The sequence below is a fragment of the Bradyrhizobium sp. Pa8 genome (assembly GCF_052588265.1).
The window spans coordinates 158,854-183,490 of the sequence record NZ_CP176768.1 but is presented as its reverse complement, the minus strand read 5'-3'; the positions used below and the strand labels follow the sequence as shown (position 1 = coordinate 183,490).

General features: G+C 60.9%; 20 protein-coding genes and 3 pseudogenes. 18 read left to right on the top strand and 5 right to left on the bottom strand.

The features are described 5' to 3' along the window. Nucleotides 1–20: 20 nt before the first annotated feature. The 7 genes from ACKWRH_RS46120 to ACKWRH_RS46090 all read left to right on the top strand — a co-directional run bounded on the left by ACKWRH_RS46120 (nt 21) and on the right by ACKWRH_RS46090 (nt 12,073). Complete coding sequence (locus tag ACKWRH_RS46120; protein WP_445222886.1) at nt 21–596, top strand: hypothetical protein; 576 nt, start codon at nt 21–23, stop codon at nt 594–596. After that, the gene (locus ACKWRH_RS46115; protein WP_445222885.1) at nt 597–2,591 is read left to right on the top strand and encodes a PD-(D/E)XK nuclease family protein; all 1,995 of its coding nucleotides are present in this window, start codon (nt 597–599) and stop codon (nt 2,589–2,591) included. It begins immediately after the preceding gene. Continuing rightward, nucleotides 2,588–5,902, top strand: a complete 3,315-nt coding sequence (locus ACKWRH_RS46110) for a UvrD-helicase domain-containing protein (protein ID WP_445222884.1) — start codon at nt 2,588–2,590, stop codon at nt 5,900–5,902. Before ACKWRH_RS46115 ends, ACKWRH_RS46110 begins: the two co-directional genes overlap by 4 nt. A gap of 235 nt (nt 5,903–6,137) precedes the next feature. Next, nucleotides 6,138–7,058 (top strand): hypothetical protein, encoded by a 921-nt coding sequence (locus tag ACKWRH_RS46105; RefSeq protein WP_445222883.1) that lies wholly within the window; start codon nt 6,138–6,140, stop codon nt 7,056–7,058. Nucleotides 7,059–7,494: 436 nt separating this feature from the next. Then, entirely contained in the window at nt 7,495–9,063 is a 1,569-nt protein-coding gene (locus ACKWRH_RS46100; protein ID WP_445222882.1) for a hypothetical protein, read from the top strand. A gap of 30 nt (nt 9,064–9,093) precedes the next feature. Continuing rightward, a complete protein-coding gene (locus tag ACKWRH_RS46095) occupies nt 9,094–9,432 on the top strand; it encodes a hypothetical protein (RefSeq protein WP_254114065.1) in 339 nt (112 codons plus the stop codon). A 1-nt stretch (nt 9,433) separates the two neighbouring features. After that, nucleotides 9,434–12,073, top strand: a complete 2,640-nt coding sequence (locus ACKWRH_RS46090) for a caspase family protein (RefSeq protein ID WP_445222881.1) — start codon at nt 9,434–9,436, stop codon at nt 12,071–12,073. A 23-nt stretch (nt 12,074–12,096) separates the two neighbouring features. Here ACKWRH_RS46090 and ACKWRH_RS46085 read toward each other — a convergent pair. From ACKWRH_RS46085 to ACKWRH_RS46075, 3 pseudogenes are all read right to left on the bottom strand, one after another. Further along, nucleotides 12,097–12,303: pseudogene (locus ACKWRH_RS46085) on the bottom strand (winged helix-turn-helix transcriptional regulator); the annotation flags it as partial. A 1-nt stretch (nt 12,304) separates the two neighbouring features. Next, nucleotides 12,305–12,421: pseudogene (locus tag ACKWRH_RS46080) on the bottom strand (type II toxin-antitoxin system HipA family toxin); the annotation flags it as partial. After that, nucleotides 12,414–12,744, bottom strand: a pseudogene (locus tag ACKWRH_RS46075) (hypothetical protein). The pseudogenes ACKWRH_RS46075 and ACKWRH_RS46080, both read right to left, overlap by 8 nt. Before the next feature lie 173 nt (nt 12,745–12,917). Between ACKWRH_RS46075 and ACKWRH_RS46070 the strand changes: the two are divergent. The 6 genes from ACKWRH_RS46070 to ACKWRH_RS46045 all read left to right on the top strand — a co-directional run bounded on the left by ACKWRH_RS46070 (nt 12,918) and on the right by ACKWRH_RS46045 (nt 17,405). After that, nucleotides 12,918–13,223 carry a hypothetical protein gene (locus tag ACKWRH_RS46070; protein ID WP_254114067.1) on the top strand — a complete coding sequence of 102 codons (306 nt, stop codon included), beginning with the start codon at nt 12,918–12,920 and terminating at the stop codon, nt 13,221–13,223. Further along, entirely contained in the window at nt 13,220–13,585 is a 366-nt protein-coding gene (locus ACKWRH_RS46065; RefSeq protein ID WP_254114068.1) for a helix-turn-helix domain-containing protein, read from the top strand. The genes ACKWRH_RS46070 and ACKWRH_RS46065 overlap by 4 nt, the downstream gene beginning before the upstream one ends. Before the next feature lie 8 nt (nt 13,586–13,593). Next, nucleotides 13,594–14,487: an ImmA/IrrE family metallo-endopeptidase gene (locus tag ACKWRH_RS46060; RefSeq protein WP_254114069.1), complete on the top strand. Its 894-nt coding sequence runs from the start codon at nt 13,594–13,596 to the stop codon at nt 14,485–14,487. Continuing rightward, nucleotides 14,480–15,331 carry a thymidylate synthase gene (locus ACKWRH_RS46055; RefSeq protein WP_445222880.1) on the top strand — a complete coding sequence of 284 codons (852 nt, stop codon included), beginning with the start codon at nt 14,480–14,482 and terminating at the stop codon, nt 15,329–15,331. The genes ACKWRH_RS46060 and ACKWRH_RS46055 overlap by 8 nt, the downstream gene beginning before the upstream one ends. A gap of 86 nt (nt 15,332–15,417) precedes the next feature. Further along, complete coding sequence (locus tag ACKWRH_RS46050; protein ID WP_254114070.1) at nt 15,418–16,482, top strand: nucleotide kinase domain-containing protein; 1,065 nt, start codon at nt 15,418–15,420, stop codon at nt 16,480–16,482. Between the two features lie 17 nt (nt 16,483–16,499). Then, nucleotides 16,500–17,405, top strand: a complete 906-nt coding sequence (locus tag ACKWRH_RS46045) for a nucleoside triphosphate pyrophosphohydrolase family protein (protein WP_445222879.1) — start codon at nt 16,500–16,502, stop codon at nt 17,403–17,405. Here the strand turns inward: ACKWRH_RS46045 and acpS are convergent. Next, the gene (gene acpS / locus ACKWRH_RS46040; RefSeq protein WP_254114072.1) at nt 17,387–17,791 is read right to left on the bottom strand and encodes a holo-ACP synthase; all 405 of its coding nucleotides are present in this window, start codon (nt 17,789–17,791) and stop codon (nt 17,387–17,389) included. The genes ACKWRH_RS46045 and acpS overlap by 19 nt on opposite strands. An 81-nt stretch (nt 17,792–17,872) precedes the next feature. Between acpS and ACKWRH_RS46035 the strand changes: the two genes are divergently transcribed. Next, nucleotides 17,873–20,041: a metallophosphoesterase gene (locus ACKWRH_RS46035; RefSeq protein ID WP_445222878.1), complete on the top strand. Its 2,169-nt coding sequence runs from the start codon at nt 17,873–17,875 to the stop codon at nt 20,039–20,041. 69 nt (nt 20,042–20,110) lie between these two features. Continuing rightward, on the top strand, nt 20,111–20,983 hold the full coding sequence (locus ACKWRH_RS46030; protein WP_445222877.1) for a hypothetical protein: 873 nt from the start codon (nt 20,111–20,113) through the stop codon (nt 20,981–20,983). Between the two features lie 292 nt (nt 20,984–21,275). On the opposite strand, the gene ACKWRH_RS46025 is transcribed toward ACKWRH_RS46030, so the two are convergent. Then, nucleotides 21,276–22,583: a DUF2130 domain-containing protein gene (locus ACKWRH_RS46025; protein WP_445222876.1), complete on the bottom strand. Its 1,308-nt coding sequence runs from the start codon at nt 22,581–22,583 to the stop codon at nt 21,276–21,278. A 299-nt stretch (nt 22,584–22,882) separates the two neighbouring features. Here ACKWRH_RS46025 and ACKWRH_RS46020 point away from each other — a divergent pair, with 299 nt between their 5' ends. The 3 genes from ACKWRH_RS46020 to ACKWRH_RS46010 all read left to right on the top strand — a co-directional run bounded on the left by ACKWRH_RS46020 (nt 22,883) and on the right by ACKWRH_RS46010 (nt 24,529). Continuing rightward, a complete protein-coding gene (locus ACKWRH_RS46020) occupies nt 22,883–23,680 on the top strand; it encodes a type IV toxin-antitoxin system AbiEi family antitoxin domain-containing protein (protein ID WP_445222875.1) in 798 nt (265 codons plus the stop codon). Nucleotides 23,681–23,773: 93 nt separating this feature from the next. After that, nucleotides 23,774–24,037, top strand: coding sequence for a hypothetical protein (locus ACKWRH_RS46015; protein ID WP_445222874.1), 264 nt, complete (start codon nt 23,774–23,776; stop codon nt 24,035–24,037). Between the two features lie 201 nt (nt 24,038–24,238). Further along, complete coding sequence (locus ACKWRH_RS46010) at nt 24,239–24,529, top strand: WGR domain-containing protein (RefSeq protein ID WP_445222873.1); 291 nt, start codon at nt 24,239–24,241, stop codon at nt 24,527–24,529. Nucleotides 24,530–24,637: the final 108 nt, after the last annotated feature.

Sequence of the window (24,637 nt, the reverse complement as noted above, 5' to 3'; positions counted from 1 at the left end):
CGCAGTGCGCGGAATCTGGGTTGCAGATTTTCACATTCCCGCTGCTTGCCGCGCGTCTGGCTGGAGGCTTCAGCCGGCCGGCCAGATTGCAGGACCTCGATCCAGCCATTCGCGCTGCGCTCGATGCCGGCGGATTGGCGGAGCTCGAAGGGGTTCGCCGACTTCCAGGTACCGCACGTTCGATCGCCCGCACGCTTGCGAAGGTTTGGCAGGCCGATCTTGATCTTGAGAGACTCGCTGATCATAGCGCGCGGCTCGCCGAGCTCGCAGAGATCGAGCGCCGTGTTCGAGCCAACCTGCCGGCCGGCGTACTGACGCCACGCGACCTACGAGATGGCGCACTCGCGCGCGTCACCCATGCTCCCGCGACACTGGGGCCGATCGAGATCGATCGAATAGCTGCGATCGCCTTGGTCTGGCGCCCGCTGCTTGCGGCGCTCGCCAAGACGGTTCCACTCGCCTGGCGCGACCCCGGCACACTTGAGACGACCTGGTTTCCGGGGCAAATCGTCGTCAGCGATGTCGGCCCGCCTGCCAGCATATCAGTGACTTCGTGCGCCAATCCGCGCGCCGAAGTCGTGGAAGCCCTGCGTTGAATGCGCGAACTGATCGCTTCGGGCCGCGCGAGACCTAGCGAGATCGCGATCTGCGCCACGGCGACCGAGGAGTGGGACGAACATTTTCTGGTGCTGGTAGCAGACTCCGAGCTACCGCTGCATTTCTCGCACGGAATGCCGGCCCTTGCGTCGCGAGAGGGGCAGGCGTGTGCAGCGCTCGCCGATGTTCTGCTCAACGGCCTCAGCCAAGATCGCATTCGTCGGCTGTTCGGGCATGCTCGAGGCCGAAGTCGTGCGCTGGCGGACCTGCAGGCGGACTGGTCGCTCGGTCTTCGGCCTGGCGCCGCGTTGCTCGAACTCGATCAGTGGCGTCGCGCGCTCGATGAGGGGGCAGGGCGCCACGCCGACGGAGTTGACCCAAGGCCGATCGTGATGCCCGTTCTCCAGCTTCTTGCGCGCGGCCCCGAAGCGGCTACGCAGGCTGGTGCATTGCTGCTGGGCACCGCTGCTCGCACGCTCTGGACCGAAGCACTTCGGCGCGCTCCGGCCGAAGCGCTGGAATTTACGCTACAGGATTTACGCCTACCCGATGGTCGTGATCCCGGTGCGGCCGTCGCCTGGTGCCCGGCAAGCCACGTCGCGGGTGCGCCGCGTCCTTGGGTGCGGATGCTCGGCATGACCTCACGCTCCTGGCCACGCCGCGCCGTGGAAGATCCGCTGATACCGTCCCACATCTTGCCGCGTGCTGTGCTCGATCCCGATCCCATCACCGAGCGGGATCGGCGCGCCTTCGCTGTGATTGCCCGTCACGCGACGCAGGGCTGTGTTCTCTCGCGGAGCCGGCGAAACCCTCAAGGCGGCCAGCTATCCGCGAGCCCACTGATCCCGCAGGGCATATCTCCGCAGGTTCTCAAGCGGGCACGTATCCCACAGCATGCGTTCAGTGAGGCCGATCGGATTCTTGCGCGGCCTGACGAGGCGGCAGCATCGCCAGCGCTCGTCGCCGCCAATCTTTGCTGGCGCAATTGGCGACGCCCAGCGGTCACTGCGCACGATGGCCAGGTCCGCGGGGACCATCCACAGATCGCTCGCGCGATCAGCGAAATCCAGTCCGCCACCTCCTTGCGGCTGATGCTGCGCGACCCGCTCGCCTTCGTTTGGCGCTACGCGTTGGGCTGGCAAGCGGTTTCAGAAGACGATCAGCCCCTCGCGCTCGACGCACGCGCCTACGGCGAACTGGTCCATGAGTTGCTGAAACACGCAGTCGATGCACTCGAACCTACGCCGGGCTATGCGCGCGCGTCGCGCCAGGAAATCGAAGCTACGCTGGCGGGTGCGACCGAGGCAATCCGCGCGCGTTGGCCGCTCGAGCGGTCTGTGCCGCCCGCACTGCTGTGGAAACATACGCTCGCTGCTGCGGCGCAGCTCGCCCTCAAGGCGTTGACGCTCGACGAGACATTTCAGCCCGGTACACGCAGTTGGACCGAACTTGCCTTCGGGCATGGTAGAGCTGGTGCGACAACGCACGATCTGCCTTGGAGCCCCAACGCCCAGGTGGCGATTCCCGGCACCGAAGTGAGTGTTCAAGGGAGCATCGATCGGCTCGATCTCACCGGCGACGGCCGCGCCGTACGCGTCTCAGATTATAAGACCGGCGTTGAACCGCGCCGGGCGGACGAAATTGTGCTCGGCCGTGGTGCGGAGCTTCAACGCGTCATTTATGCGATCGCTGCCGGACAGTTGCTCCCCGACAGTCCGCGTGTGATCGCGCGCCTCGTCTTTCTCGGCGACGAAGAGCCAAAGGCATATCGCCTGCCGGACGTCGATCAGACGATCGCGGAGCTTGGCTCACACGTTACGGCGGCCGTAGCCCTCCTGCGCGCCGGACGCGCCCTGCCTGGCCCCGACGCGCAGGAGGAGCACAACGATTTTCGCATCGCATTGCCAGCGTCTCCCGCGACCTATTTCCAGATCAAAAACGCAGCATTCATGGGCGCCTTCGGCGAGTTTGCGCGGATATGGGGGTGTCGATGACCCTCGCCGACGATTCCGCGCGGTTGCGCATCCTCACAGATCTTGGTGTGACGCTGCTCGTCGAGGCTGCTGCTGGCACCGGCAAGACGGCGCTGATGGCCGGACGCCTCACCATGCTGCTCGCAGGCGGCGCCGAGCCCGGCACGATCGCTGCGATCACCTTCACCGAACTAGCCGCTAGTGCGCTCTCCGCGCGCGTGCATCGTTATGTCGAGGAGCTGCTGGCGGACCGCGTGCCTCAACCACTACGGCTTGCTATACCGCATGGCCTCGACGCCGATCAACGGCGTGTGCTCTCTGCCGCGGCGGCGAAGCTCGACGAACTGACCACCGCCACCATCCACGCCTTCTGCCAGACAATCATCACCAGCTATGCGGTCGAGGCGGACATTGATCCAGGCGCACGTATCCTCGACGCCGTCCAAGCATCAGCCGCCTTCGATTCAGTGTTCGAGCAGTGGCTGAAAAGGCGACTGAACGCGCCGGAGCGGCCCGGTGACCCCATTGTGACGCTCTCGCGCGACGATCCACGCCGCGTTGTGGACACCCTCCAGGCGCTCGCCCGTTTCCGGCTCAGATATCGTGGAGCCCGCACGTTGTCTGCGGACTTCGGAGGTCGCCCGGACATCGACCTCGCCGATGCTGTCGCGGACTTCCGGCGCTGGATATCCTCGCAGCCGCCGGAACCCAAAACCCTGGAGCTTGTCGGTGAGCTGGAGACACTTGCCAATTTCTACGCCGGGAGTTTCGATCCGCCACCCGATTTTGAAACTCTCTGGCGTCTTGCACATCCGCCGCAACTGGGGTGCATGCGTCGACGTAGCTTCGATCTTCTGACGCCGAGAAGGAAATCGGCTTGGGAGCGGGTCGCGGGCAAGGAACGTGGCGCGCGCGTCAACGAAGAGGCGACTGCATGCTTCGAGCGGGTTGATCGGTGCTACCGGACCTTGCTGGGGCGGATTGCAACCGCTCTCGTCGCTCAGCTCTCGGCAGAGCTCGACGAAGTGCTCAATGACTACGCAGCCTTCAAGCGCGCAGCCGCGGTCCTCGATTTTGACGACCTACTCGAAAAGGCGCGTGCGTTGGTGCGTCAGCACGACGCTGTTCGCCGCGCGCTCGGGGAACGCTACCGCTACATCTTTGTCGACGAGTTTCAAGACACGGATCCGATCCAGACGGAGATCCTGTTCCAGATTGCGACAGAGGACCGCGCCGAGCGTTGGCAGGACAGCTTGCTGCGCTCCGGCGCGCTGTTCATGGTCGGCGACCCGAAACAGGCGATCTATCGCTTCCGCGGCGCCGACATTGGCTCCTATGCGCAGGCGCGGGCAACCATCGAGCGGCAATTTCCGGACAACATCGTTCAGGTCACAGCCAACTTCCGATCGCGTCCCGAGATTCTCGCGTACATCAATCGCTGCTTCGCGCGCCCGCTGTCGGGCGACGGCCAGCCAGGCTATGTGCCGCTCGCCCCGACCCTTGATGGCCCCGACCATGATCTGCCCTGCGCGGCTCGGATCACGGTAGATGTTCCGCCGGATTCGAGACCTGCGCAAATCCGCGATGCTGAAGCGGAAGCCGTCGCCGACCTCTGTGCGCGGCTCATCGGAAATCTTCGCGTCCGTGACGAGGGCGGCACTACGGTGCCGCTGACCGCCGGCGGCATCGCTTTGCTGGCGCCGACAGGTGCCGAACTCTGGCGCTATGAGCGTGCACTTGAGCAGCGCGGCCTTCCGATCGCTTCGCAGGCCGGCAAAAGCCTGTTTCGTCGTCAGGAGGTGCAGGATTTGCTCGCGCTGGCTCGTACACTCGCGGACGCTGGCGATACGCTGGCCTTCGGCGCGCTGATGCGCGGGCCGCTGGTTGGGCTCACCGAGGAAGAGCTGCTCGACATCACCGCTGGGCTTCCTTCGCAGTCTAGCGCGATGCCGCGCTTCTCGCTCCTGACGGATCTGGACCATGTAGTCCATCCGCACGCGCGTCGCGCATTAGCGATCCTTCAGGACCTCAGACGACGCGCTCGGGCGACCACGCCGGCGCTGCTGCTTGCTGAAGCCGTCGAACGCCTTTCGGTCCGTCCCTTCCTTGCTGCGCGAGAGGGCCATCGTAGTGCCCGTGCGGCCGCCAATATCGAGGCGTTTCTGGAACGCGCACGGCCATATGGCGTACGAGGCCTCAAAAAGTTCGTCCGCGATCTCGCTCAGGAATGGCGAGATGGGGTCCCCCACAACGAGGGACGGGTCGATTCGGAAGGAGACGCGATCGAGATCATTACGATTCACAGCGCCAAGGGCCTTGAATGGCCGGTAGTGATCCCGATCAACACGGGTACGTTGTTGCGCTCGCGCGAACCGTTCGTCTACCGCGCCGCCGACGAGACACTGCATTGGCTGATCGGCGACGTTGTTCCGCCTGAACTACTTCGCGCACTCGAGTCTGAAGACGACAGCCTGGCGCGGGAACGAGAGCGCCTCTGGTATGTCGCCTGTACGCGCGCCTGCGAGCTTCTGATCGTTCCCGAGCTACCTCAGGCCGAACAGCGATCCTGGGCACGAATTGTCGATCTCGCGCAACGGGACTTGCCGCAGCTTGTCCTTTCGCGGCTGTCGCCTGTCGCGCGCACGATCGTCGTCGAGCCGATGAACGGGCAGACGCGGGAGCTCTTTGAGGCGGAGCGCGTCATCGTTGACAGCGCGGCGACGCCGCTTCGATGGCTGCGGCCGAGCGATCACGATCCAGATCGCGCGCCCGTGGGCGAGGCGATTGCTATCGAACTCGGCGAGGCCCCAGAAACCGAATTGCCGATTGGCGCCGGCCGTGTGCGTGGCCTTGTCCTACACAAGCTGATGGAGGAGATACTTACAGGCGAGCTGGTCGAGGATGCGTCAGATGTCGCTGCGCGAGCGCGGGTGTTAGTGACGCAGCTCGTGATCGACACCGAAGACGGTGCGCAGCTTCCAGATCCAGACGAAATCGCTACAACCGTCTTGCGCACCCTAGCGCTGCCCGAAGTCGTTTCCCTTAGGCCGAACCTTGTTTCCGAATGGCCGATCTATGCGATGCTCGCGGGTCCGCCTGAGGCATCCGCCCTCGCGGGACGGATCGATGCGATCGCGCTTCAAGATGGGCAGCCCTTTGCTGTGCTCGACTGGAAGAGCGATGTCGCGCCCAGTGAAGAGGATATGCGCGAGCATGCCGCACAGTTGGGCGACTATCTCCGCGCTACCGGAACAGCGCGTGGTGCCGTCGTCTACATGACAGGTGGTATCATTCGGTGGGTGACGGCTAGCATGCCACGGAGCGATCCGTGACGCGGGCTGTCTGCAAATGCCGTCGCTCCCCGCTTATTCGATCAAGGTGTCCGCCCCGGTCGCGGCTTGCGGCCCGAGGGCGAAGAGGTGTTCCGGTTCGGCGCGAACGGACTTGTGGGCGGGGAGTGGTGCAAGCATTGATCGAACGGTTCTTCGACCGCTTGTTTCAACTTCACGGAGTTGGCGCTGCCGCGGCCGGCGAGATGCCGCTCGATCGATTGGAGACATTTCGCTGATGGGGCAGGTTACTCAAGTTTTCCAGCCACCGCTTTATTGGCAGCAGTTCGAGGATCTGACCCAATCGGTCGTTGAGCTCGCGTATGGAATCGCGATGGCAAATAAGATAGGTCGACCCGGGCAAGCCCAGGATGGGGTCGATGTCTACGCCGCCCGAACCCGCGCTGGCGCGATCGGTGTGCAGTGCAAGCGGCTCGATGATCTGGATGAGAACAACAATCCTCTTCCCGGCGGACCGATCGATCGAAAGCTGCTCAGATCGGAAGTGGACAAGGCGCTTGCTTTCCGGCCGAAACTCGACCTCTGGGTCCTGGCGACGACCGCAAAGCGCGACGCTGGGATACAGCGCCAAGCCCGGTTGCTCGACGAGGAACATCGGGCGGCAGGCCATTTCCAGGTGCAGCTTTGGTTTTGGGATGACTATGTTACGTGGCTCAATGCCTATTCCGATCTCCAGCAGCGGTACTACGACCAGATCATTGGCATCCGGAACGCGCGCGACCAGGATCGCTTGATCCTCGAGACGATCGCAACGGCCTTCCATCGCCCAGCATTTACGGATCCGCTCGGGCAGGAACATTTCGACGATTTCCTGCAAGCTTTGAAGGACACGCAGGCCGCGCTGCGGACGGGGGAACTGGTCGACCGCCAAAGCCGTCACGTAATCCGCAAGGCGGTTGGCGGTTGGCGCTACCTTGAGGAACCGGCTTGGAGAGCGGGTCTGAAGAACTTGGATGATGAATTGACCGAGCTACGGGGATTGCTCATCGCCGGGATCAAGGACGGCCGCCTAGAGCAACGCCGCGGATATCTCGACGTGCGGGATCATCGGTTGGCACGTGATCTTGAGCGTCGCCGCCATGACTGCCTTGCTCGGCTGAACGACTTGTTAGTTCGTGCTGCTCTGCGACCGATCTGAAGATCGACGGCAAGGAATGATCTCGATATGCGTTTCCAACGATAGTCGGCGACGATGGACGAAACGTAGAAGTGGCTGGGGCTCAGCGATTGTTGTTTCGTTGTAGGCTAAAATTCCCGGGCACGCTCGCATTGCTATTGCTTACAACAAGTAACGATGTTACACGTTGTGCGTGCAATTTCAGATAATTATGTTGGTTAGGGAGCATTGGCGCTTCGCTTGGGGCTAAGGATAGATTGAAGAGTTTAGGACGATGTGTGTCGGTCAGACGGCAGAGCGTCTGGCAGTCCGTTGCAATCGTTCCGACCCATGAAATCTATCGCGTCTTTGATTCAGCGATTTGCGATCTCCGCATGTCTTGGTTTTGCGGGATGTGAGGAAGAGCCTGAGGCAAGAGCCGTTCGCGTTTCAAAAGAGATCGAAGCGGGGTAGGCGTATGAAACCCACGGACATCACCGGCACATACACTTACCGAAGCTTCCTCAACGAGCCGGACATCGTCAATGACTTCAATAAGCTTCAATTCGCTGAGGCGGAGCTGACGCTCGTCGCGTCTCTAAATGGCAAGATCACCGGTCTCTTGTCGTGGCCGACGAAAGAGGATGATTCCGAGCGCGCAGTGATGTCCATCGAGGGGGAGCTCCTATCTCAAGAGTCGGCCCTGGTCCGGCTTCGCGGAACTGGCACGAAGGGCTCGGATATTGAAGCTTTTGAGTACGTCTACGAGCTCACATTGGCCAAGCACTGGCCGGAGACGACGCATCCACGCACGTGCCTCGTCGGTTCGGTCATGCGGGCCAAGGATCACGGCACAGCCAAAGCCGGAGTCACGGCCAGCGTCATCGCGGTCCAGCGGGATTTTCGCGAACCGCGAGATATTCCCGGCGTGATGCTGGCTCCCACGGCCGTTGCGATGCTCGCAGGCAAATGGCATCGGCTCTGGCATGCGGCGTGGCATACCGTTCGCGGAGAATGGCCGAATTTCAAGCATGAAGAGACAAGGGCTCAAATCAGAGACCTCGGCTGGGAAGTTGCACGGCCGCCTCGCAAGAAGCGCGCCGACGGCAACAATCTGATCCTCGATAACGGTGCAGGAGAAGACTTCTTGTTTATGCATCGCTGGATGATCAAGATGGTGCGCGAGGACTACGTGCGGCAGGGGCTCGCGCCGCCAGTCTCTTGGAAGAAGTTGCCGCCGGCCGACGTCGCGCAGGTCGTCTATTCGCCCGGCAAGAATCCCTCCGGCACAGTGATTTTCACGAAGGATGTCGCCGCGTCAGGTAATATGGTCCCGTCCACTGGCGATTGGGTGAAGACCCCAGACTATTTCGCCTCGGTAATGCGGCAGTGGGAGACGACATACACAAGTCCGTCGGTGCTCGCCAGCCTTAGCTTTGGCGCTCTCGGCAATCTGCTGGAGTTCACGATTCACAACGCCATGCACAATCGCTGGATGACGCCGGCACGCGACCCGGACACCGGTGAGATCATCGTTGACCCTGACACAGGTGAGCCTGGTGAGCGGCCGTCATTCGATTTCTCGGACAAATGGAGCTCACCCAAGTATGACTACCTCGGTGAGTTCTATTCATCACATGTCAATCCGGTGTTCTGGCGGCTCCACGGTTGGGTCGATGATCGCATCGAAGACTGGTTCAGAGCGCAGGAAGCGTCGCGCCCCGGTGTGATCAAACGCAGACAACTCCATGGCGCGGAATGGTTCGAGGTCAACAAGCCTTGGGTGATAGTCGATGAGCCGTTCGTGGGCGTCTCGTTGGACGGGCACGGGAGCCACCATGCCCATGGAGACGTCGATAGCGATCATGGACATCATCATGGTGGCGGTGATTCACAGGCCGCAGAAATTGATGTCATGCTGAAAGTCATGGCGGCAATCGAAAGCGATGCAAAGGAGCCCGCGTTGCTGTCTCTCGACGCGGTTGAGCGCGCTGCGGTTCGTCGCGCGCGGGTTAGGATGCGTTTTGAGCTGCCAGGGCAGTTTTAGGAGCCGAGAAGGCAGGCTAGGGGGACCCAGATGGTGCTGGAAGGGGCGTTAACGGTTTTCGGTGTCGGCTGCGCTGGCGGCATCGTGGCCGAAATACTTCATTGGTGGAATCTACGGGAGGCCGAGCAGCTTCCGGCCTATCGCGTCAGCTTGTTCTATTGGGGGATCACGCTTGCCATGATCGTGGCCGGCGGGTTCGTTGCGTGGCTTTATTTCGGTGGGCGTGCCGAAGGGATCATCGCCTTTCACGTCGGAATCTCGACCCCGCTAATCCTGCAAAAGTTAGTGACGAGCGTTCCCCAACCCCCCGGAGCTAAGAACGTGATAGCGAGGCCCGCGCCGAGCGTGCGAAACTTTTTCACTTGGTGATATGGCGAGGGTCGGAGCATTTCTTGTCGGCATTGGCGCTTATCGCTCGATCGGCGGCACAGGCCTTTCGTCCCTACAGTTCGCTGTCAACGATGCGGACGCCGTCGAGCAATATCTTCGAACGTGCTGGCCTGGCGCCAGCGATCTAAACGTTGTCAGGATTCCGGAAGACGAAGCGACTGCGGCAAAAGTCGAGGCCGGTCTGGGACTGCTTGCGAAGGGCGGTCCTTACGAGCTCTGCTGGGTGTTCCTCTCTGGCCACGGCTGGGTTGACGAGGCCACGGCCGGATTTCTTGTTCAGCCTGCTCAGGAAATTGGCAGCCTTCCTTTGCTACCCGCGGAGACTTTGGATCGATGGCTCACAAGCATCGACGCGAAGCGGACGATCCTAATTCTCGATTGCTGCTTCGCCGAGGGGCTCGTGCGGCGCATGTCGTTTTTCGCGGCGCTTGGTCAGAGCGATGCGCGCCTCTATGTGGCATCGTCGCGAGAGACTCAGCGCACGTGGGAGGACACGGGAGTAAAACATGGAGTATTTAGTGCGCACCTGCTCGATCTCCTGAATACGGGGAGCGCCGCTCAGTTCAGCGGACGCAAGACGCAGTTGGATGTTGACGCAGAGCTGTTCCCGGCCCTCTGTGTGCAGGTGCCGCTCTACGTGTTCCAGCAGAAGGGTGGGGCGCGGCAAGAGCCTGTGAAGGGAGGCGTGTCGATCTCAGCGGTTACGTTGCCGGTCGCAAGTCTGGCGCGCCGTGTTCGAGACCGAACCGTCCTCGAAACTGTCGCCATACGGCTCCGCCAGGTGGTGACCGGCCTGGCGGTTGGTGGTCTCGCGCTGCTGCTCCTGAGCTACGGCCTCATTTACTACGTCGAGCCAGGGGCTGGCGGGACCTTGATGGTGCGGCACGGGACCAGATGGCTTGAACCGCTGCTCCGTATCCTGCCGCTTGAGAGGGTCGACACAGGGATCTCGGTTGCGGATCTATCGAGCAATGCTGCCGCAGCGGCGCCACTGCAGTCGGGCTATACCACTGGATTTTGGACGCACGAGGGGACCGATCGCTCGCGTGGCTGGTTTGACGCGGTGCTTGCGGGCCTCGATCCGGCTGCGGCGGCAAGATATGGCACACTCGCGGGGAGGCAGCCGCCAGTGCTTAGTGCGTCGCCCTTCCCTTTGGACGTGGAGCGCGCTGCTTGGCTTGCGTTGAGTGATGGTCGGCCGGAGAGCCTCGACGTGATCTTGGAGCGGGTCCCGGGTGGCGATCGTCGTTCCCGGGAGATCGCGCGCGTCCCAGTCAACCAGATGGACTTTGAAATTCTGGACCTGACCGAGGCCAATATGGTCAGTTATGCGGAGGCGTTGGCATACTCTGCGGCGCTCGATCCTGTGAGGACGTTCCCTGCATTCCTTGGTTTTGCGAAAGCGACCCAGGAGTGGTTGATCCACAATACTGATGCGCAGCGTGGCCGTGGCGCGCGTGACCGGGTTCGCGTTGCGGTCGCCGACGTTCTTGGCGTGATTTCCAAGGCGCGGGTTGACCGGGGCCTTCCTGCTCTCGATCCGTCGGATCGGAGTCTTCTTCAGGCCTTGTCGGGCCAAGGCTACTCCGAAGTGATTGGTCAAGGCCTAAGCCGCGTCGTTGGCGATACCACGTCGCGCTTACTGGCTGCGACTGAAGCGCTTCAACGCTTCCACGGAGTTCCTGATGATCCTAAGCAGGGGCCGGCGTTTGAGACGATTATGGCCGGCCTTGACGATAGCGAGCGCTCCAAGGAATTGGTCGCGCGTGTCATTGCGGAATTTGTATCTGCGGGAGCAGTGCCTAACAGCTATTACACACGATTCTTGATCGCTGCCGGCGACGCTCGTGCGTTGCCCGCCAACGTGATTGACGAACTCGTGGTTACGGCGCGCGAGAGGCTGCGAAAGGCCGATAGCGATTTCGAGGACAGCGAGCACGCGCGAATTCTCGCGCATGTAATGAGCCAAGTTCCCGCGGATCAGCGAGCGCCCGCTCTGGCGCTTATTGAGCGCATCGCGAATTCGGTGACGCCAATGTCGATGTCGACCGCTGAGATGTACGCCGCTCTGGGGCGTCAAGGCCTCGATCCCGAGGGCTTGCTGGCGAAGGTACGAGAGCGTGCCGCCAAGGCGAAACCATACACACCTGCCGATCCAAGTGTTGCCGTGGGGCCGACTCCTGGCATGACGATCGTGGTAGGACCAGGACCATGGGTCGCTGCTCTCGCGGTATTCGGCAGCAATCGACAGCTCGGCGCTGAGGATGTGGCCATTCTGCGTGCGCACGTGGCTAACCCGGCGCAGCGAGATGTGATAGTGCCGGCGCTTGTTCGGCAGGAACGGGAGGCACCGGCAGATGCGCTCGTAGAACTTTGGGAACATCGGTTGGTCATGCTGGTAACCAACTCTCGTTCTCGCAACACCGAGCAAGCCATAATGGTCGGCTATCTTGCTGCGCGGCCTTGGCCTGAGTTTACTCGCCTCGTTGCGCAACTGCGGATGAAGAGAGCCGCTTCTCAAGAACCCGAACTTCGCATAGCGTTGGGTTCGATCGTGGTAGAAGCATTGATTGCCAGAAGCAAAGTGCCGTCGCGCGGTGCTCAACTGTTCACGGGATAGCGAATCGTAAGGCTGGCTCGAGTTTAGCTGCTTTTTGGCTTCCGCCCGCGCGGGGCGCGGCGTTTGGGCGGTACGGTGTTCCCATACTTTTGCCACCACTCCGTAAGGGCTTTCATCGCTGGTCCGAGCGCGCGGGCCTTTGGCGTAATGTCATATTCGACACGCGGCGGCACTTCGGCGAAGACTGTGCGCAATACTAGGCCATCCGCCTCCAGCTCGCGTAGTTGAGCGCCACGCGCCATCGTATTCGAAGAGGATGGTCTCCGAGCCGCGAGCGCGATTGCTCCTCGCCAGTCCAATGCGGCGCGTGCGGCCGCCGAGATCGATATGCACCTCGAAGTCAGCCATCGCGTGAGGCTCCGATCTTGCGTTTGAGGTGGATATGCTTGGGCAACTCGGCGCTGGCGAGCGCCTGACCGACGCCGTCGTTGCTGATGTCGGCGACCTTGATCAGGCCGTCGAGCAGGCCGAGCGAGAACGCCAGCATAGATGCCGATGCTGACGTTGGTGTCGCCGGCCTCGACCCCTCTGCAGCGTCGAGCGGGACGTGAAGGCGCGCTCGGCGACGACCGCCATCGGCAGCCGTCGGCGTCGACGGGCATCGTGAATGTCCGCGCCGAGCTTGCGCAGGGCTCGCCGGAGGCGGCAGGAGGATTGTGGGGGAGCTGTATTTGGCACCTTCGCACTACAGATTTGGCAAATATGTAGCACGAAGAGTACATATTTCTAGCGCTGGAGCGCGAGGCCAGCATCCAGATAGGGGTCTGCCGCCGCCCGCGCAGTACCCCTTGAACTATCGTTAGCGTAAGAATATCTTACCAAGTGTCGGATCAAGGAGGTTTCCATGGACCCTGCTGCCCTTAAGGACAAGCTGATCGCCGTTCTCGGCCAGATTCAAGCTGATAGTGGCTTGGAGTGCCCAGCGTTGAGCGGTGCAATCAAGCCGGTTGAGAGCCTGCCCAAATTCGACAGCAAGGTTTGGCCTGTCGCGACCACGATCCTCGCCACGGAGATCGGCGCGACAATCCCGAACGACGTGAACATCTTCGTCGACGAGACGACGAAGCTCCCGCGCTCCATCGACGAGACCGCTGCTTTCGTCTGCGCCCTGCTCGAGAAGCAAAGCAAGAAAGAAGCGGCAGCGGCATGACGGAACTCGATTCCGCCAAACGGGGCCAAATCGCCGAGCGTCTGAAAGAGGCGCGCAAGCTTGCTGGTCTGTCACAAGGCCACGTCGCGAAGATGCTTGGGTTGCACCGCCCCTCTGTCAGCGAGATGGAGGCCGGCAACCGGCGCGTCTCAGCCGATGAGCTCGCTCGGCTAGCCGAGATCTATGACGTTAGCGTTGCTTGGCTGCTTGGCGAGGCGCCCGAGACGCTCGACGCCAAGGACCCGCGACTTGAACTCGCCGCGCGCGAACTCATCAAACTCAAGCCCGACGATCTGGAACGCCTGCTCAAACTGTTAGCCGCCATGCGCAGCGATTCCACCGCGAACGGAGGCGATCGCTGATGAATGTAATGCGCACCACCAAATCCAGCTTCAATCGCCGCGCCCTGGCGACCCAAGCCATGCAGGCCGCCGCGGCCACACGGGCGCAGGCGAAGCTCGATCAAGCAGGCCCAATCTGTATCTACGGGCTGTGCGAGACGCTGGGGGTGGCGGTGCGCTTCAACAACATCAACATGGAAGGGATGTATCAGCGCGGCGTTCCACCGCGCATCCATCTATCGGCGCGACGGCCGCTACCGCGGCGCGCCTACAATTGCGCGCATGAGCTCGGTCATCACGTGTTCGGCCACGGCTCGTCGATCGACGAGCTGCGCGAGGACGCGAAGGCGCATCCGTGGGAGGACCCAAAGGAGTTTCTGGCTGACACTTTCGCGGGTTTCACTCTGATGCCCATCATCGGCCTGCGTCGTGCCTTCGCGGTTCGGCGCTGGACGCCGGAAACGGCAACGCCGGTGCAGATGTTTACGATCGCCTGCGAGTTCGGCGTCGGTTACGCGACGCTTCTGACCCACCTCTCGGCAGGCGTGAGCATGTTGTCGCGCGGCCGCGCAGCCGCCCTGCAACGGGTCACGCCCAAGGCGCTGCGCACGGATATTCTCGGCGCCCTGACGCCCGACCCGCTGATCGTCGCCGATCGCCATCGCGCCGCGCCTACTCTGGACGCGGAGGTCAAGACACTGGTTCTTCTGCCGTCTGGCGCCGAGGTCGTGGGCGGCGGGCTTGTCTTAGAGCGTGATCTAGATGTCGGCCGCCTGTTCCGGGCAGCGAAGCCGGGGATATTCCAGGCCAGCGCTGGCGACTGGGCGGTCTTCGTGCGCGTGGCGCCGGTCCAGAAGAACCAACCGTACGGCTACATCGGTCTCGCACAGTATCGCCATCTAGAGGAGGACCCGGATGAGTAAGGCCAAGAGTCTGGTAGCGCCGCCGCCGGTGGTAATCGATGAGACCAATATCTCGCGCGCGTGGGCGCGGTTGCTTCTCCAAGTGCTCGATGGAGCCGGCACCGAGGTCGCCCCATTGATGCTGAGCCTGAGCGGCTTCGACCAAAACGGTGCTGCGGAAGATCCGGCGGTGCGCCAAGCCCTTGATCGGCTGCTCAAGCGCAAGGGCCGGCTCGTCGTCGACGACGTCGCGTTCACGATCTTTCCGCAGCGCCTCTGGGAGATGTCGCGCGGCGACCGGACCCGCCTTTTTACCCTCTATCGTGCGACATTTCCGCGCTGGCAGGCGATGAACCGAAAAGCCAATGGCCGCGGCCTGTATTTCGAGCGCATGGTCATGTACGGGCGCGGCCCTTGTGACGGCAATCAACTGGAGTGGATTTTGTCTCAGTTCAATTCAAGGACGGGCGTGCGCCGTTCGATGCTTCAAGCGACCACCTTCGATCCCGGCCGTGACCACGTCGCTAGCGCGCAGTTGGGCTTTCCCTGCTTGCAGCAGGTGAGCTTCGAACCGACCGCCGCTGGCCTCGTCGCCAACGCCTTTTATGCCACCCAACAAATATTCGACAAAGCCTACGGCAATTACCTCGGCTTAGCTCAGCTCGGCGAGTTCATGGCTCATGAGATGGGCATGCCGCTCGCGCGGCTGAACGTCATGGTCGGGATCGCCAAGCTCGAGCGGATCACCAAGAGCGACACGGATTTCGCACCGCTGGTCGCCGCCGCCCATGCCCTCGTCGGGCCGTCCGTCGCGCCGATGGCGCGGGTGTCTGTCGCTGCTGCGACCGCGGGAGTGACGCATTGAGTCCGAAGTTTTCGAAAGCTGCGCCGAAACGTCCGCGCGGTCGTCCCCCGAAATCGCGTCCAAGCGCAACCTCTGCATCACTGCCAATGGATCTGCCGATCGTCGCGCGGCAGCCTAATCCGTCGGCGGTGCCAACGCCGATCGTGCTGCGTCACTTGGCGCCGGCCAAGGTGTCGGAGGTCTATGAGAGTTATTGGCGCTTCGCTGCCGAACGGCAGGCGGTATTCTTCCGCCGCGCACTCGGTGAAACCCATCCGTGGACTAGCAATCCCGTGCTGGCGATCTACAAGTTCACGAACGCTTATCGGGCGTCCGACCGCGTCAGCCAATATCTGATCCGAAATGTCATCTATCGTGACGACTTGCCCAAGTCGCCGCGCGAAGTCTTCTTCCGCATCTTGCTGTTCAAGCTCTTCAATAAGATTGAGACGTGGGAGCTTCTGGAGCAAGCGTGCGGACCGGTCACCTTCGAAGATTATCGCTTCGCTGCCTATGACGCGGTTCTGGCGCGAGCGATGCAGGCAGGCCGTCGCATCTACTCGGCCGCTTACATCATGCCGCCAGGCAGCCGGGCCTTCGGGCGGACGGCCAAGCATCAGAACCACCTATTGCTGCTCGAGCGCATGATGGCCGATCGGCTCGCCGAGCGGTTGGCGCAGACGAGGACGATGCAGGAGGGCTTCGAGAAGTTGCGTGACTATCCGACGATCGGCGACTTTCTCGCCTATCAGTTTATTACCGATATCAACTATAGCGAACTCACCGATTTCAGCGAGATGGATTTCGTGGTGCCCGGGCCGGGCGCACGCGACGGTCTGCGCAAGTGTTTCGTCGATCCAGGCGGCTTGAACGAGCCCGAACTCATCCGGTTGATGGTCGACTTGCAGGAGCAGGAGTTCGAGCGGCTCGGTCTCGATTTTCAATCGCTTTGGGGGCGCCGGCTGCAATTGATCGACTGCCAGAACTTATTTTGCGAGGTCGACAAGTATGCCCGCGTGGCGCACCCGCAAGTCGCAGGAAAGACCGGCCGCGTGCGCATCAAGCAGAAGTTCGAACCGACCCCAGAGCCGATCGATCTGTTTTATCCACCCAAGTGGAAGCTCAACGACAAGATTCGTGTTGCAGCGTCGCAACGCGTTGCAGCGGGGTGACGCCGAAGGAGCCGTGCATGGATTTCGACAACTATCAGAAGGAGGCGCTGGGCACTGATCGTGTGCCCGCGCGCGACGGCGTTGACGATGCCGCTTCGCTAGTCGTACCCATGCTCGGTCTCGCCGGTGAGACCGGCCAGCTTCTGAGCGAATATAAGAAGCATCTCCGTGATGGTGAAGCGCATCGGCTCTTCAAGGAGCGCGTGTCCGAGGAACTGGGCGATTTGCTCTGGTACGTCGCCAATGTAGCGAGTAAGTTCGATCTCTCACTTTCTGACGTCGCTACCGCGAACCTGGCGAAGGTCAAGCAGCGTTGGGCCACTGAGCGTGATAAGCCGTTGAGCTTTGATGCAGAGCTCCCGGAGAACGAACGGTTACCACGTCGGTTCGAAGTTGAGCTCATCGATATTCAAGGTGAGGATCGTCAACGGGTGCGCGTCGTCATCGACGGAAAGCCGTTCGGCGCTGAACTCACCGACAATGCTTATGATCCCGATGGCTATCGGTTCCATGACGTCTTTCATTTCGCTTATGCCGCAGTCTTGGGTTGGTCGCCCATCACCCGCGCCTTGCTCCGGCGGAAGCGCAAAAGTCGGCCGCTGCTGGAGGAAGTTGAGGATGGCGGACGTGCCGCTGTCATAGAGGAGGGCGTGGCGGCGCTGGCATTCGAGTATGCGCGTCGCCATCGCTTCCTCGAAGGCGTGGCTGCACTCGACTTTCAGCTTCTGCGTACGATCGAGGATATGACGTCCCATCTAGAGGTGCGGCAATGCACCACTGGGGAGTGGGAACAGGCCATTCTCCAGGGATTCGAGGTGTGGCGGGCTGTGGTCGCCGCGCGGGGTGGGTGCATCGCTGTCGAGCTCGACGAGCGACGGATTACCTTTCAAGGGCCGCCCACAGCTCAGGAGCCGTCGGCTTGAGCGCCGGGGCCCAGCGCGAGAGCACTCGCCATAGCCATTCCGCCAGCGTGGCTGATGCTGAGCAGCCATGCGGTCACTCCCAGCGACGCGGCGGCATTCGCCGCTCCGCCGGTGAGCTGCACATTCGGTGGCGCGCCGGCAGCTCTGTGAATCACAATATCGGTAAATGCGACTCCCGCACCAAATCCTGTGCCGAGTGCCTTGAGCACCGCCTCTTTGGCGGCGAACCGCCCAGCCAGGCGTTCGATCCGATCGGTCGCATCTCCGATCTCTTCAAGTTCGGCTGGGACGAAACAGCGTGGTATCAAGGGATCGCGCGGGTCTTCGATCCACCGGCGCAATTCGGCGACTTCGACCAAATCGATTCCATGCCCGATGACATTCACGCCAGTCTGCAAGCTCCAAATCGCCTGGTCCCGTTCGCGGGACCATGTCCCTCACTCTTAGCCATTCATTTATAGCTGATCATGCCCAATTCCGCGACGTTTCTTCACTTGACCGACGCTCATCTCGCGCAATCCGGGGTGCCGTTCGAGCGCGACGATCACAAGGTCGATATCCCTGCAATCGAGCAAGAGACGCGCGAATCTGCGCTCGAACTGATGTGCAGTCGACTTGCGGAGCGTCTTAAGCGCAACGACCGGAAATTGGACGGCGTGTTGTTTTCGGGCGACGCGCAAGATCGAGGACGCCCTGGCGGGCATCAACTTCTCTTCGATCTGTTTCTCCGCCACTTTGGGCCGCTGGGCGTGACCGCGGCGAACATCGTTGCGATACCAGGCAACCACGATGTTCCACGCGATAGTCCGCCGAGTTCGCAGGTTCGCTACCAGGCCTTCACCGATGTCTGGCGGAAAGCGGGATGCGTGACGCCGTGGCTGGACGGCGTGGACTCGGCAATCAACGATGGTGGGCCTCATCGGCTTGTAGGCGGGGAGGGGCTCTGGGCGGTATTCCCGATCAATACGAGCAATTGGTCGCACGTCACACGGATTCTGCCGGAGCCCCTCGCGAGCGTATGGGCGGATTTGCCCGCTCTTGCGGCTGGCGGTGATCCTGCCAAGGCGGACAAGCTGCGGGCCCAGCTCGATGACATGGCGCGCTACGACATGGCGCGTGTCTCGGGCAAGCAACTGGAGGTCCTGCGCGAGCTAATCGAGACAACACCACAGCCGCCTGCCGGGCGCCAACTTCGGATCGGGCTCCTCCATCATCATCTCCGCGCCCCAAGCCTGCGTGAAGAGTTGAAGCCATTTGCTGACGTGTCGAACTTGGAGCAGGTCCGGGCCTTTTTGCGAGATCGCGGAATTGCTGTTGTGCTCCACGGCCACAAGCATGAGCATTCGGCCCAGTTTGAGCACATATACAATCAGGAAGGGGATCAGGATCACCGCACACTCGTGGTCTCCGGTGCGACCTTCGAGCCTGGACGCGAGTCAGACGCGGCGCGCTTGATCACAATCTCCGGCATGCCCAACAGCCCGGCGGTAGCGATTGAGCCTATCTCCATTCCACGCGCCGGTGTGGACTCCCGCGATCCGTCTCCAATCGTTCGCAGGATTTGGTCGACGGATATCGTTCCGGGAGCCCCGGTCATGATCCAAGGCAGCGATCTGAACGAGGTCTATGATCGCGTTTGCGAAGCGGCTGCAAACGACGCTGCCAACGGGACGCTGATCGTCCATCTCGACTTGCCGGTGGGGACCAGCGAGGATCTGCCGCTTCCCTCAAACTATCCCTTGCCGGAGCCAATGGAGGACCCCGAGCGTCGGCGTTGGCTGAAGGAGCTCGTGTCATGGTGGCAACTCGAGCGATCCGGGTTAGAGCACCGGATGCCCTTTGTGCATGGAACTAGGCTCCGGCGCTATGGCGGAAAGATCAACCAGGTGGAGCGGGTCATCAAGCTCCTCAAGGCCAAGGCGAGCACGCGTGCGCTCGCGATCTTGATTGATCCATTTCGGGATTTCACGAATGACGGGACGGACGAGGAGTTCGCTTCATTCTGCTTGGTGGAATTCAAGCGCCGAGAGCTCGGCGGTTCGCAGCGCGCCGTCGATGTGATCGCGTTCTACAGGGCACAGGAATTTGCGCGATGGTGGCCGATCAACATCGCAGAGATGCGTCACCTGCAGTGGGAGATTTGCGCCGCTCTCGGCTTTTTACCGGGGCGGATCACGACGATTTCGGCTGATGCACGCACCCATTCGCGGTCGCCAACGCAGGTTGCGATGCCCATCATCGACCGATGGTTGGATCAAGCGCCCGAGCGGCTTCATTTGTTGGCGAACGCCTTGGTACATGGAAGTGTCCGCGACGGGAAGCAGCGTGATGCGGTGCGTGGATGGGAAAGGGCCCTCTCCGACCTGGAGGCGACCGCGAAGGAATACAATCCCGACGGCCTTCCGATCGCCATCGAAGGTCTCAAGCTGCTGGCCTCGTATTTAGAAGTCGTGAACGAGGATGAGGATCAGACTCTGACGAACTTCACCCGTGTCTTGCGGCGGCTAGCGCGCGACAACGAGGGATTTGAGGAGGGCGCTCGCACAAAGGCTGAGTTTGATCGGTGGGCGCCCAGTGCTTTGGAATCAGTCTCGGAGCTGCGTGCACTGACGCAGACTCGACTGGGGACCGTGTAGGGAGCGCTGTGTAGCAAACAGCACAAGGCGGCAAGCGCTCCATCGCGACTTTGAAGGATATTGCTACAAATGAAAGTCTATTCTCGAGGCGTCGCCCGCATCAGACATAAGAACACAGGGGATATCTACGACGTCGAAAGCGACGAGCTAGATTGGGATGCTGTCGGCGCAGACGAAAGGCAGATGGGGCTCGAAACCCGGTATGAAGCGCTAGTTAAACATCCTGAGCTCGGGCGCCTCACGTGGTCGCTCTGGGAATATCCAGCAGGGATCGAAAACTACAATCAAACAGACGTCGGGGAGCACGAACTCTTGGCTGATTTCGAGTATGGACTCGAACACGAACCGGAGCCGGATGTTTGGGCTGACTATAGTCTACCTGACAATCCTTTCACCATCTTCATGGACTCGTATCACCATACCGGCGATCTATTGGCGGACTATGGCAGTGAAAATGGCGCCCATCTCGTCAATCGAATGATCTTCTCGCACCAAGTCACGGCGCTTGAGGCATATCTCAGCGACACACTGACAAAGGCGGTGCTTGCGGACAGGACGGCGAAGGCTCGCCTCATGTCAAATGATGCAGAACTTTCGAAGGAGCGATTTTCATTGGCGGAGATCGCGAGCGATCCGGGCCTCGTCGAGAGCAAGGTTCGTGAATATCTGCGATCGATCCTATACCACAATTTGCCCAAGGTGGATTTCCTTTACAGCACAGCGCTAGGCATACGCATTCTTGGCCTCGCGAAGGACAAAGCTCTCCTCTTTAAGGCGGTCATGCAAAGACACGACTGCGTGCATCGGAATGGGATCGACAGGGACGGGCAGAGACTGGAGGTCTTCACCAAACGATACGTCCAGGATACGGCTGATCTGATCAAGGCTTTCGTCATGAAGATTGAAAACGAAGTGCGATCTCGATCTGTCCCTTCATCTTAGTCCGAAATCATCGCAGGAAAACTGTAGCGGCCAGGGATGCGCTGACCAACTGGTTTCCCATGGCGCCCAAGCACGTCTACTATTACCGGTGTGAGTGCTTGCAAGAGAAGATGAAAGCCTGGTTGAGGGATTTCCGGTGCCGCACGTGCCCGTGGGGCGCCTCGTTGGCTCGTTTGCCGACCTCGCAAGCTTTGCAGACGCAAGCTCGTTTACGCAAAACACCCTCAGCGAATATCGTCGCGTTCCCCAAACTGCCTTAGGGGGGAGGGATGCGCAGCGGCGTTGCCAACTATTAGCTCGCTCTCCGCTCAGACTCCGCCAAGGCCTCAAGCCGCGGCACTTCGAGGCTCGGTATCTCCGGCATGGCCTTGCCGGCGATCGCCTGCAGATCGCCGACCATGCCGACCGTCGACTCCACGACGGCCAGGATCTGCGTCTCGCGCTTGGCCCACTGACGGCCCATGAACTTGCGCTCCTTGTCCAAATCGTCGCGCATATCGTTGAATTTCTCGACGACAGCTTCGACCCGCTGCCGAAACTTCATGCCGGTCAGGTAGTGATAGACCTGCTCCATCTTGGTCTGCTGGCCTTGCTGAACGAGGCGTGAGCTGTTCACGTCGATCAGACCCTGGCGGAGCGCCACGGCGACCGGCAATGCGCAACGCGGATGAGCCACCCATACGCCGTCGACGAGATCAAATTGCTCGATATGTTTCGGCAGCGCATGGGAGATGATCAGAGCGACGTCGGCGCCGGAACGGCGCTGGTCGTCACGTAACTTGGCGAGCCACACATCACTCCATGCCTTGGTGCGTTTGGTTTCCCAAAGGATGATGCCGGCAGATCGGCCAATAGCACCATTCACCTGTTGAACAACGTCTGCCCCGAGCTCACCTTTTCCAATGGGCTCAATCGAGTCGCTCGGAAAACGTCCGCGCAGAAGCTCTTCGAGCTCCAGCTCGAATACTTCCCCTTGGGATTGCTGTGATCCCTGCTCGGCCTTGCGCTTGAGCTCCTCGATCGTTCTGGACATCGACTCGATGGTCTGGTCCTTCTCGGCAACGCGTAAGCGTGCAGCCTCGTCGGCTTCCTGCCTGGCCTTGATCTGGACTTGATTGATTGAGGCCTGCACGCGCTTCTCTATTGTCAGGTCGAGTTCGCGCTTTTCCTCTTCAAGTGCGCGCTGCTGTCGCATCAATTCGGCTTGCTGCTTTTGGGCCTCGGCAAGCTTTGCGTTGTTGGTAAGCAGGTTGGCTCGCAGCTCCGCCGCTTCCGCGTCCTTCGTCTGCAGCTCGGCCGCGGCCGCCTCACGCGCCTTCTTGCTCTCGGCCGCGACCAGCTGGGCACGTTCGGCGGTCAATCGCTTCGCAACGAGGTCCTGGACTTGCTCGCGGTCCTTAGCGACCTGCTCGCGTTCCAGCCGCAATGTCTCGGTCTTGCGCTCCATCTCTGCGTCCTTGCTGGCCAGCTGCTGTTGAAAGCGCTGGCGGGTTTCAGCGAGGAGGGGAGCGGCCAACGACTCCGTCAGCCGGATCTCGTGATTGCAGTTGGGGCAATGCAGGGTTGCCTCGTGCGAAGCGCCGGTTGCTTTGAAACTCATGAATTCCCCATCATCATTGCAACCGGATTCAACATGATCTGTGCGCGATTTGCGATGTCGCTCGACTTAATGTCCACATACGTGCCCGTCGATTTCGACTTAGCCAGCGGGTTTTCCACCGACACGTCGATCTACCCGTCTACACGAGCAGACTCGCACGAGGGTAGCCAAATAAGAACAAAATATGAACAAAATGTCAAACTGAGTTTGTGTTATGATGATTTTACTTAGTCAGGCTGCGGAAAATCGATAGATCTTAAACCCTGGGTGTGGTTTGAAAGATTGCTAATTTACTTAGTATGGCTAAGCAAAACGACAGAAAGCTAAACAAGCTCGACAGGACCCTTCCGCAAGGACTTCTGGTCGATGCCGCCTGGATGGAACGACATGGATACTCCACCAGCTTGCGCAGCCAATACGTATCGGCCGGCTGGCTCGTTCAGCCGGCGCGGGCAACCTTCAAGCGCCCGCTCGGCGAACTCTCCTGGCAGGGCGTCGTCGTTTCACTCCAGCGACTGCTCGGCTCCGATCTCGTCGTTGGCGGACGTACCGCCATCGAAGCGCAGGGTTTCGGTCACTACCTGAGACAGACGGGTCCTTCGACCATACATCTATACGGAACGCGGTCAGCTCCCGGTTGGCTCGGCAAACTTCCGCTCAAACAGAAATTCCGCGTTCACAGCACACAAAGTCTATTCAAAACGCACGGGACCCTGCCCGAACCAAAGTCGGGGACGACGCGGGAAATACCGGGATCATTCAACTGGCCTCTCACGGTGTCGACGCCCGAACGTGCGTTCCTCGAACTGCTCGACGAATTGCCCCGCCACGAAAGCTTCCATCAGGTCGATGCGCTGACAGAAGGCCTGAGGAGCCTCAGTCCGCGGCGGCTGCAAACACTTCTGGACGACTGCAAAAGCGTCAAGGTCAAACGACTGTTCTTCTGGTTGGCGGAGCGACATCAGCATGCCTGGCTCAAACAGATCGACAAGTCGAAAGTCAATCTCGGCACGGGAAAGCGCATGCTCGTTAAGGGCGGCAAACTCGACACCAAATATCTCATAACCATCCCAGACGACCTCAATGCCCCCGTCTGAAAAATATCGGCATCAAGTGACCTTGTTGATCGAGACGATCCCGTTCGTCGCCGCAAGGACATCTAGCACGAATTCACGCACGGCTTCGAGGGCATGACCGCCGATGAAGTAACATTGGACGAGTTGCTCGAAGCCCGGGAGACGCTGATCGGCGAACTCGCGGGGAAAATGCCGCAAGCTCACAAGGACTTCCTCATAGGGTTCAAGCGCGGCGAGCCGGATTGGAGCCTGCTGGGCGTCCCTGGCGCGTCGGAGCTGCCGGCGGTGCGCTGGAAGCAGATCAATCTGGACAACCTTCCTGTCGCGCACCGGGCGAAGCTCGTCGTGCAACTCGATGAAGTCTTGCGCAATGCCTGAGGTCGGAGGAGAGGATCTTCGTCGAGCGCGCGTTCAGACGATATCTACAGGGAGTACGCCAGCTTGCGGGCTTAAGCTCAACTGCCTATCGCGAACCTGACCGCGACTGTCTCGTTCCCTGCATGAAATTTTTGAATCGTTGGCCATGATCGATTCATTTATTTAATTGGACGGTCGATTCGGCGACTGCGATTCTGGCGCATGTCCGAACTCACCGTGCAATACCTCGTGCTCGAGCGTCGCGATCCGGCGCGCAACATGGCGCGGTTCTATGTGCTCACGATCGAGCCGACGCTGTTTGGCGATACCGCCTTGGTGCGTGAATGGGGCCGTCTCGGTGGGCGCGGCCAGAGGCGGCTCGATCTGTTCGATGGGCGGGTTCAGGCCGTCGAGGCTCTTGAGTCCTGGCTCAGACGAAAAACCCGTCGTGGTTACGTCCAGCGGCAATTTTCGGGCTTGGAGCCGGCGTGCGACGCGCCGCAAGCGGGCTGATCTGGACAAAATATCAATCCAAGTATATCAAAGTAATCCGAAGCCATCTTCGGCGGCATTCCAAGAATTGCAAAAGTATTCCATAATCAATATTATGCGAATGACAAT

Coding starts and splice junctions, on each gene's coding strand:
- ACKWRH_RS46110 (WP_445222884.1), top strand. CDS start 2,588: ATGACCCTCGCCGACGATTCCGCGCGGTTGCGCATCCTCACAGATCTT.
- ACKWRH_RS46035 (WP_445222878.1), top strand. CDS start 17,873: ATGCCCAATTCCGCGACGTTTCTTCACTTGACCGACGCTCATCTCGCG.
- ACKWRH_RS46070 (WP_254114067.1), top strand. CDS start 12,918: ATGGACCCTGCTGCCCTTAAGGACAAGCTGATCGCCGTTCTCGGCCAG.
- ACKWRH_RS46090 (WP_445222881.1), top strand. CDS start 9,434: ATGGCGAGGGTCGGAGCATTTCTTGTCGGCATTGGCGCTTATCGCTCG.
- ACKWRH_RS46020 (WP_445222875.1), top strand. CDS start 22,883: ATGGCTAAGCAAAACGACAGAAAGCTAAACAAGCTCGACAGGACCCTT.
- ACKWRH_RS46015 (WP_445222874.1), top strand. CDS start 23,774: ATGACCGCCGATGAAGTAACATTGGACGAGTTGCTCGAAGCCCGGGAG.
- ACKWRH_RS46065 (WP_254114068.1), top strand. CDS start 13,220: ATGACGGAACTCGATTCCGCCAAACGGGGCCAAATCGCCGAGCGTCTG.
- ACKWRH_RS46030 (WP_445222877.1), top strand. CDS start 20,111: ATGAAAGTCTATTCTCGAGGCGTCGCCCGCATCAGACATAAGAACACA.
- ACKWRH_RS46050 (WP_254114070.1), top strand. CDS start 15,418: ATGGATCTGCCGATCGTCGCGCGGCAGCCTAATCCGTCGGCGGTGCCA.
- ACKWRH_RS46095 (WP_254114065.1), top strand. CDS start 9,094: ATGGTGCTGGAAGGGGCGTTAACGGTTTTCGGTGTCGGCTGCGCTGGC.
- ACKWRH_RS46100 (WP_445222882.1), top strand. CDS start 7,495: ATGAAACCCACGGACATCACCGGCACATACACTTACCGAAGCTTCCTC.
- ACKWRH_RS46115 (WP_445222885.1), top strand. CDS start 597: ATGCGCGAACTGATCGCTTCGGGCCGCGCGAGACCTAGCGAGATCGCG.
- ACKWRH_RS46060 (WP_254114069.1), top strand. CDS start 13,594: ATGCGCACCACCAAATCCAGCTTCAATCGCCGCGCCCTGGCGACCCAA.
- ACKWRH_RS46055 (WP_445222880.1), top strand. CDS start 14,480: ATGAGTAAGGCCAAGAGTCTGGTAGCGCCGCCGCCGGTGGTAATCGAT.
- ACKWRH_RS46105 (WP_445222883.1), top strand. CDS start 6,138: ATGGGGCAGGTTACTCAAGTTTTCCAGCCACCGCTTTATTGGCAGCAG.
- ACKWRH_RS46045 (WP_445222879.1), top strand. CDS start 16,500: ATGGATTTCGACAACTATCAGAAGGAGGCGCTGGGCACTGATCGTGTG.
- ACKWRH_RS46010 (WP_445222873.1), top strand. CDS start 24,239: ATGTCCGAACTCACCGTGCAATACCTCGTGCTCGAGCGTCGCGATCCG.
- ACKWRH_RS46025 (WP_445222876.1), bottom strand. CDS start 22,583: ATGAGTTTCAAAGCAACCGGCGCTTCGCACGAGGCAACCCTGCATTGC.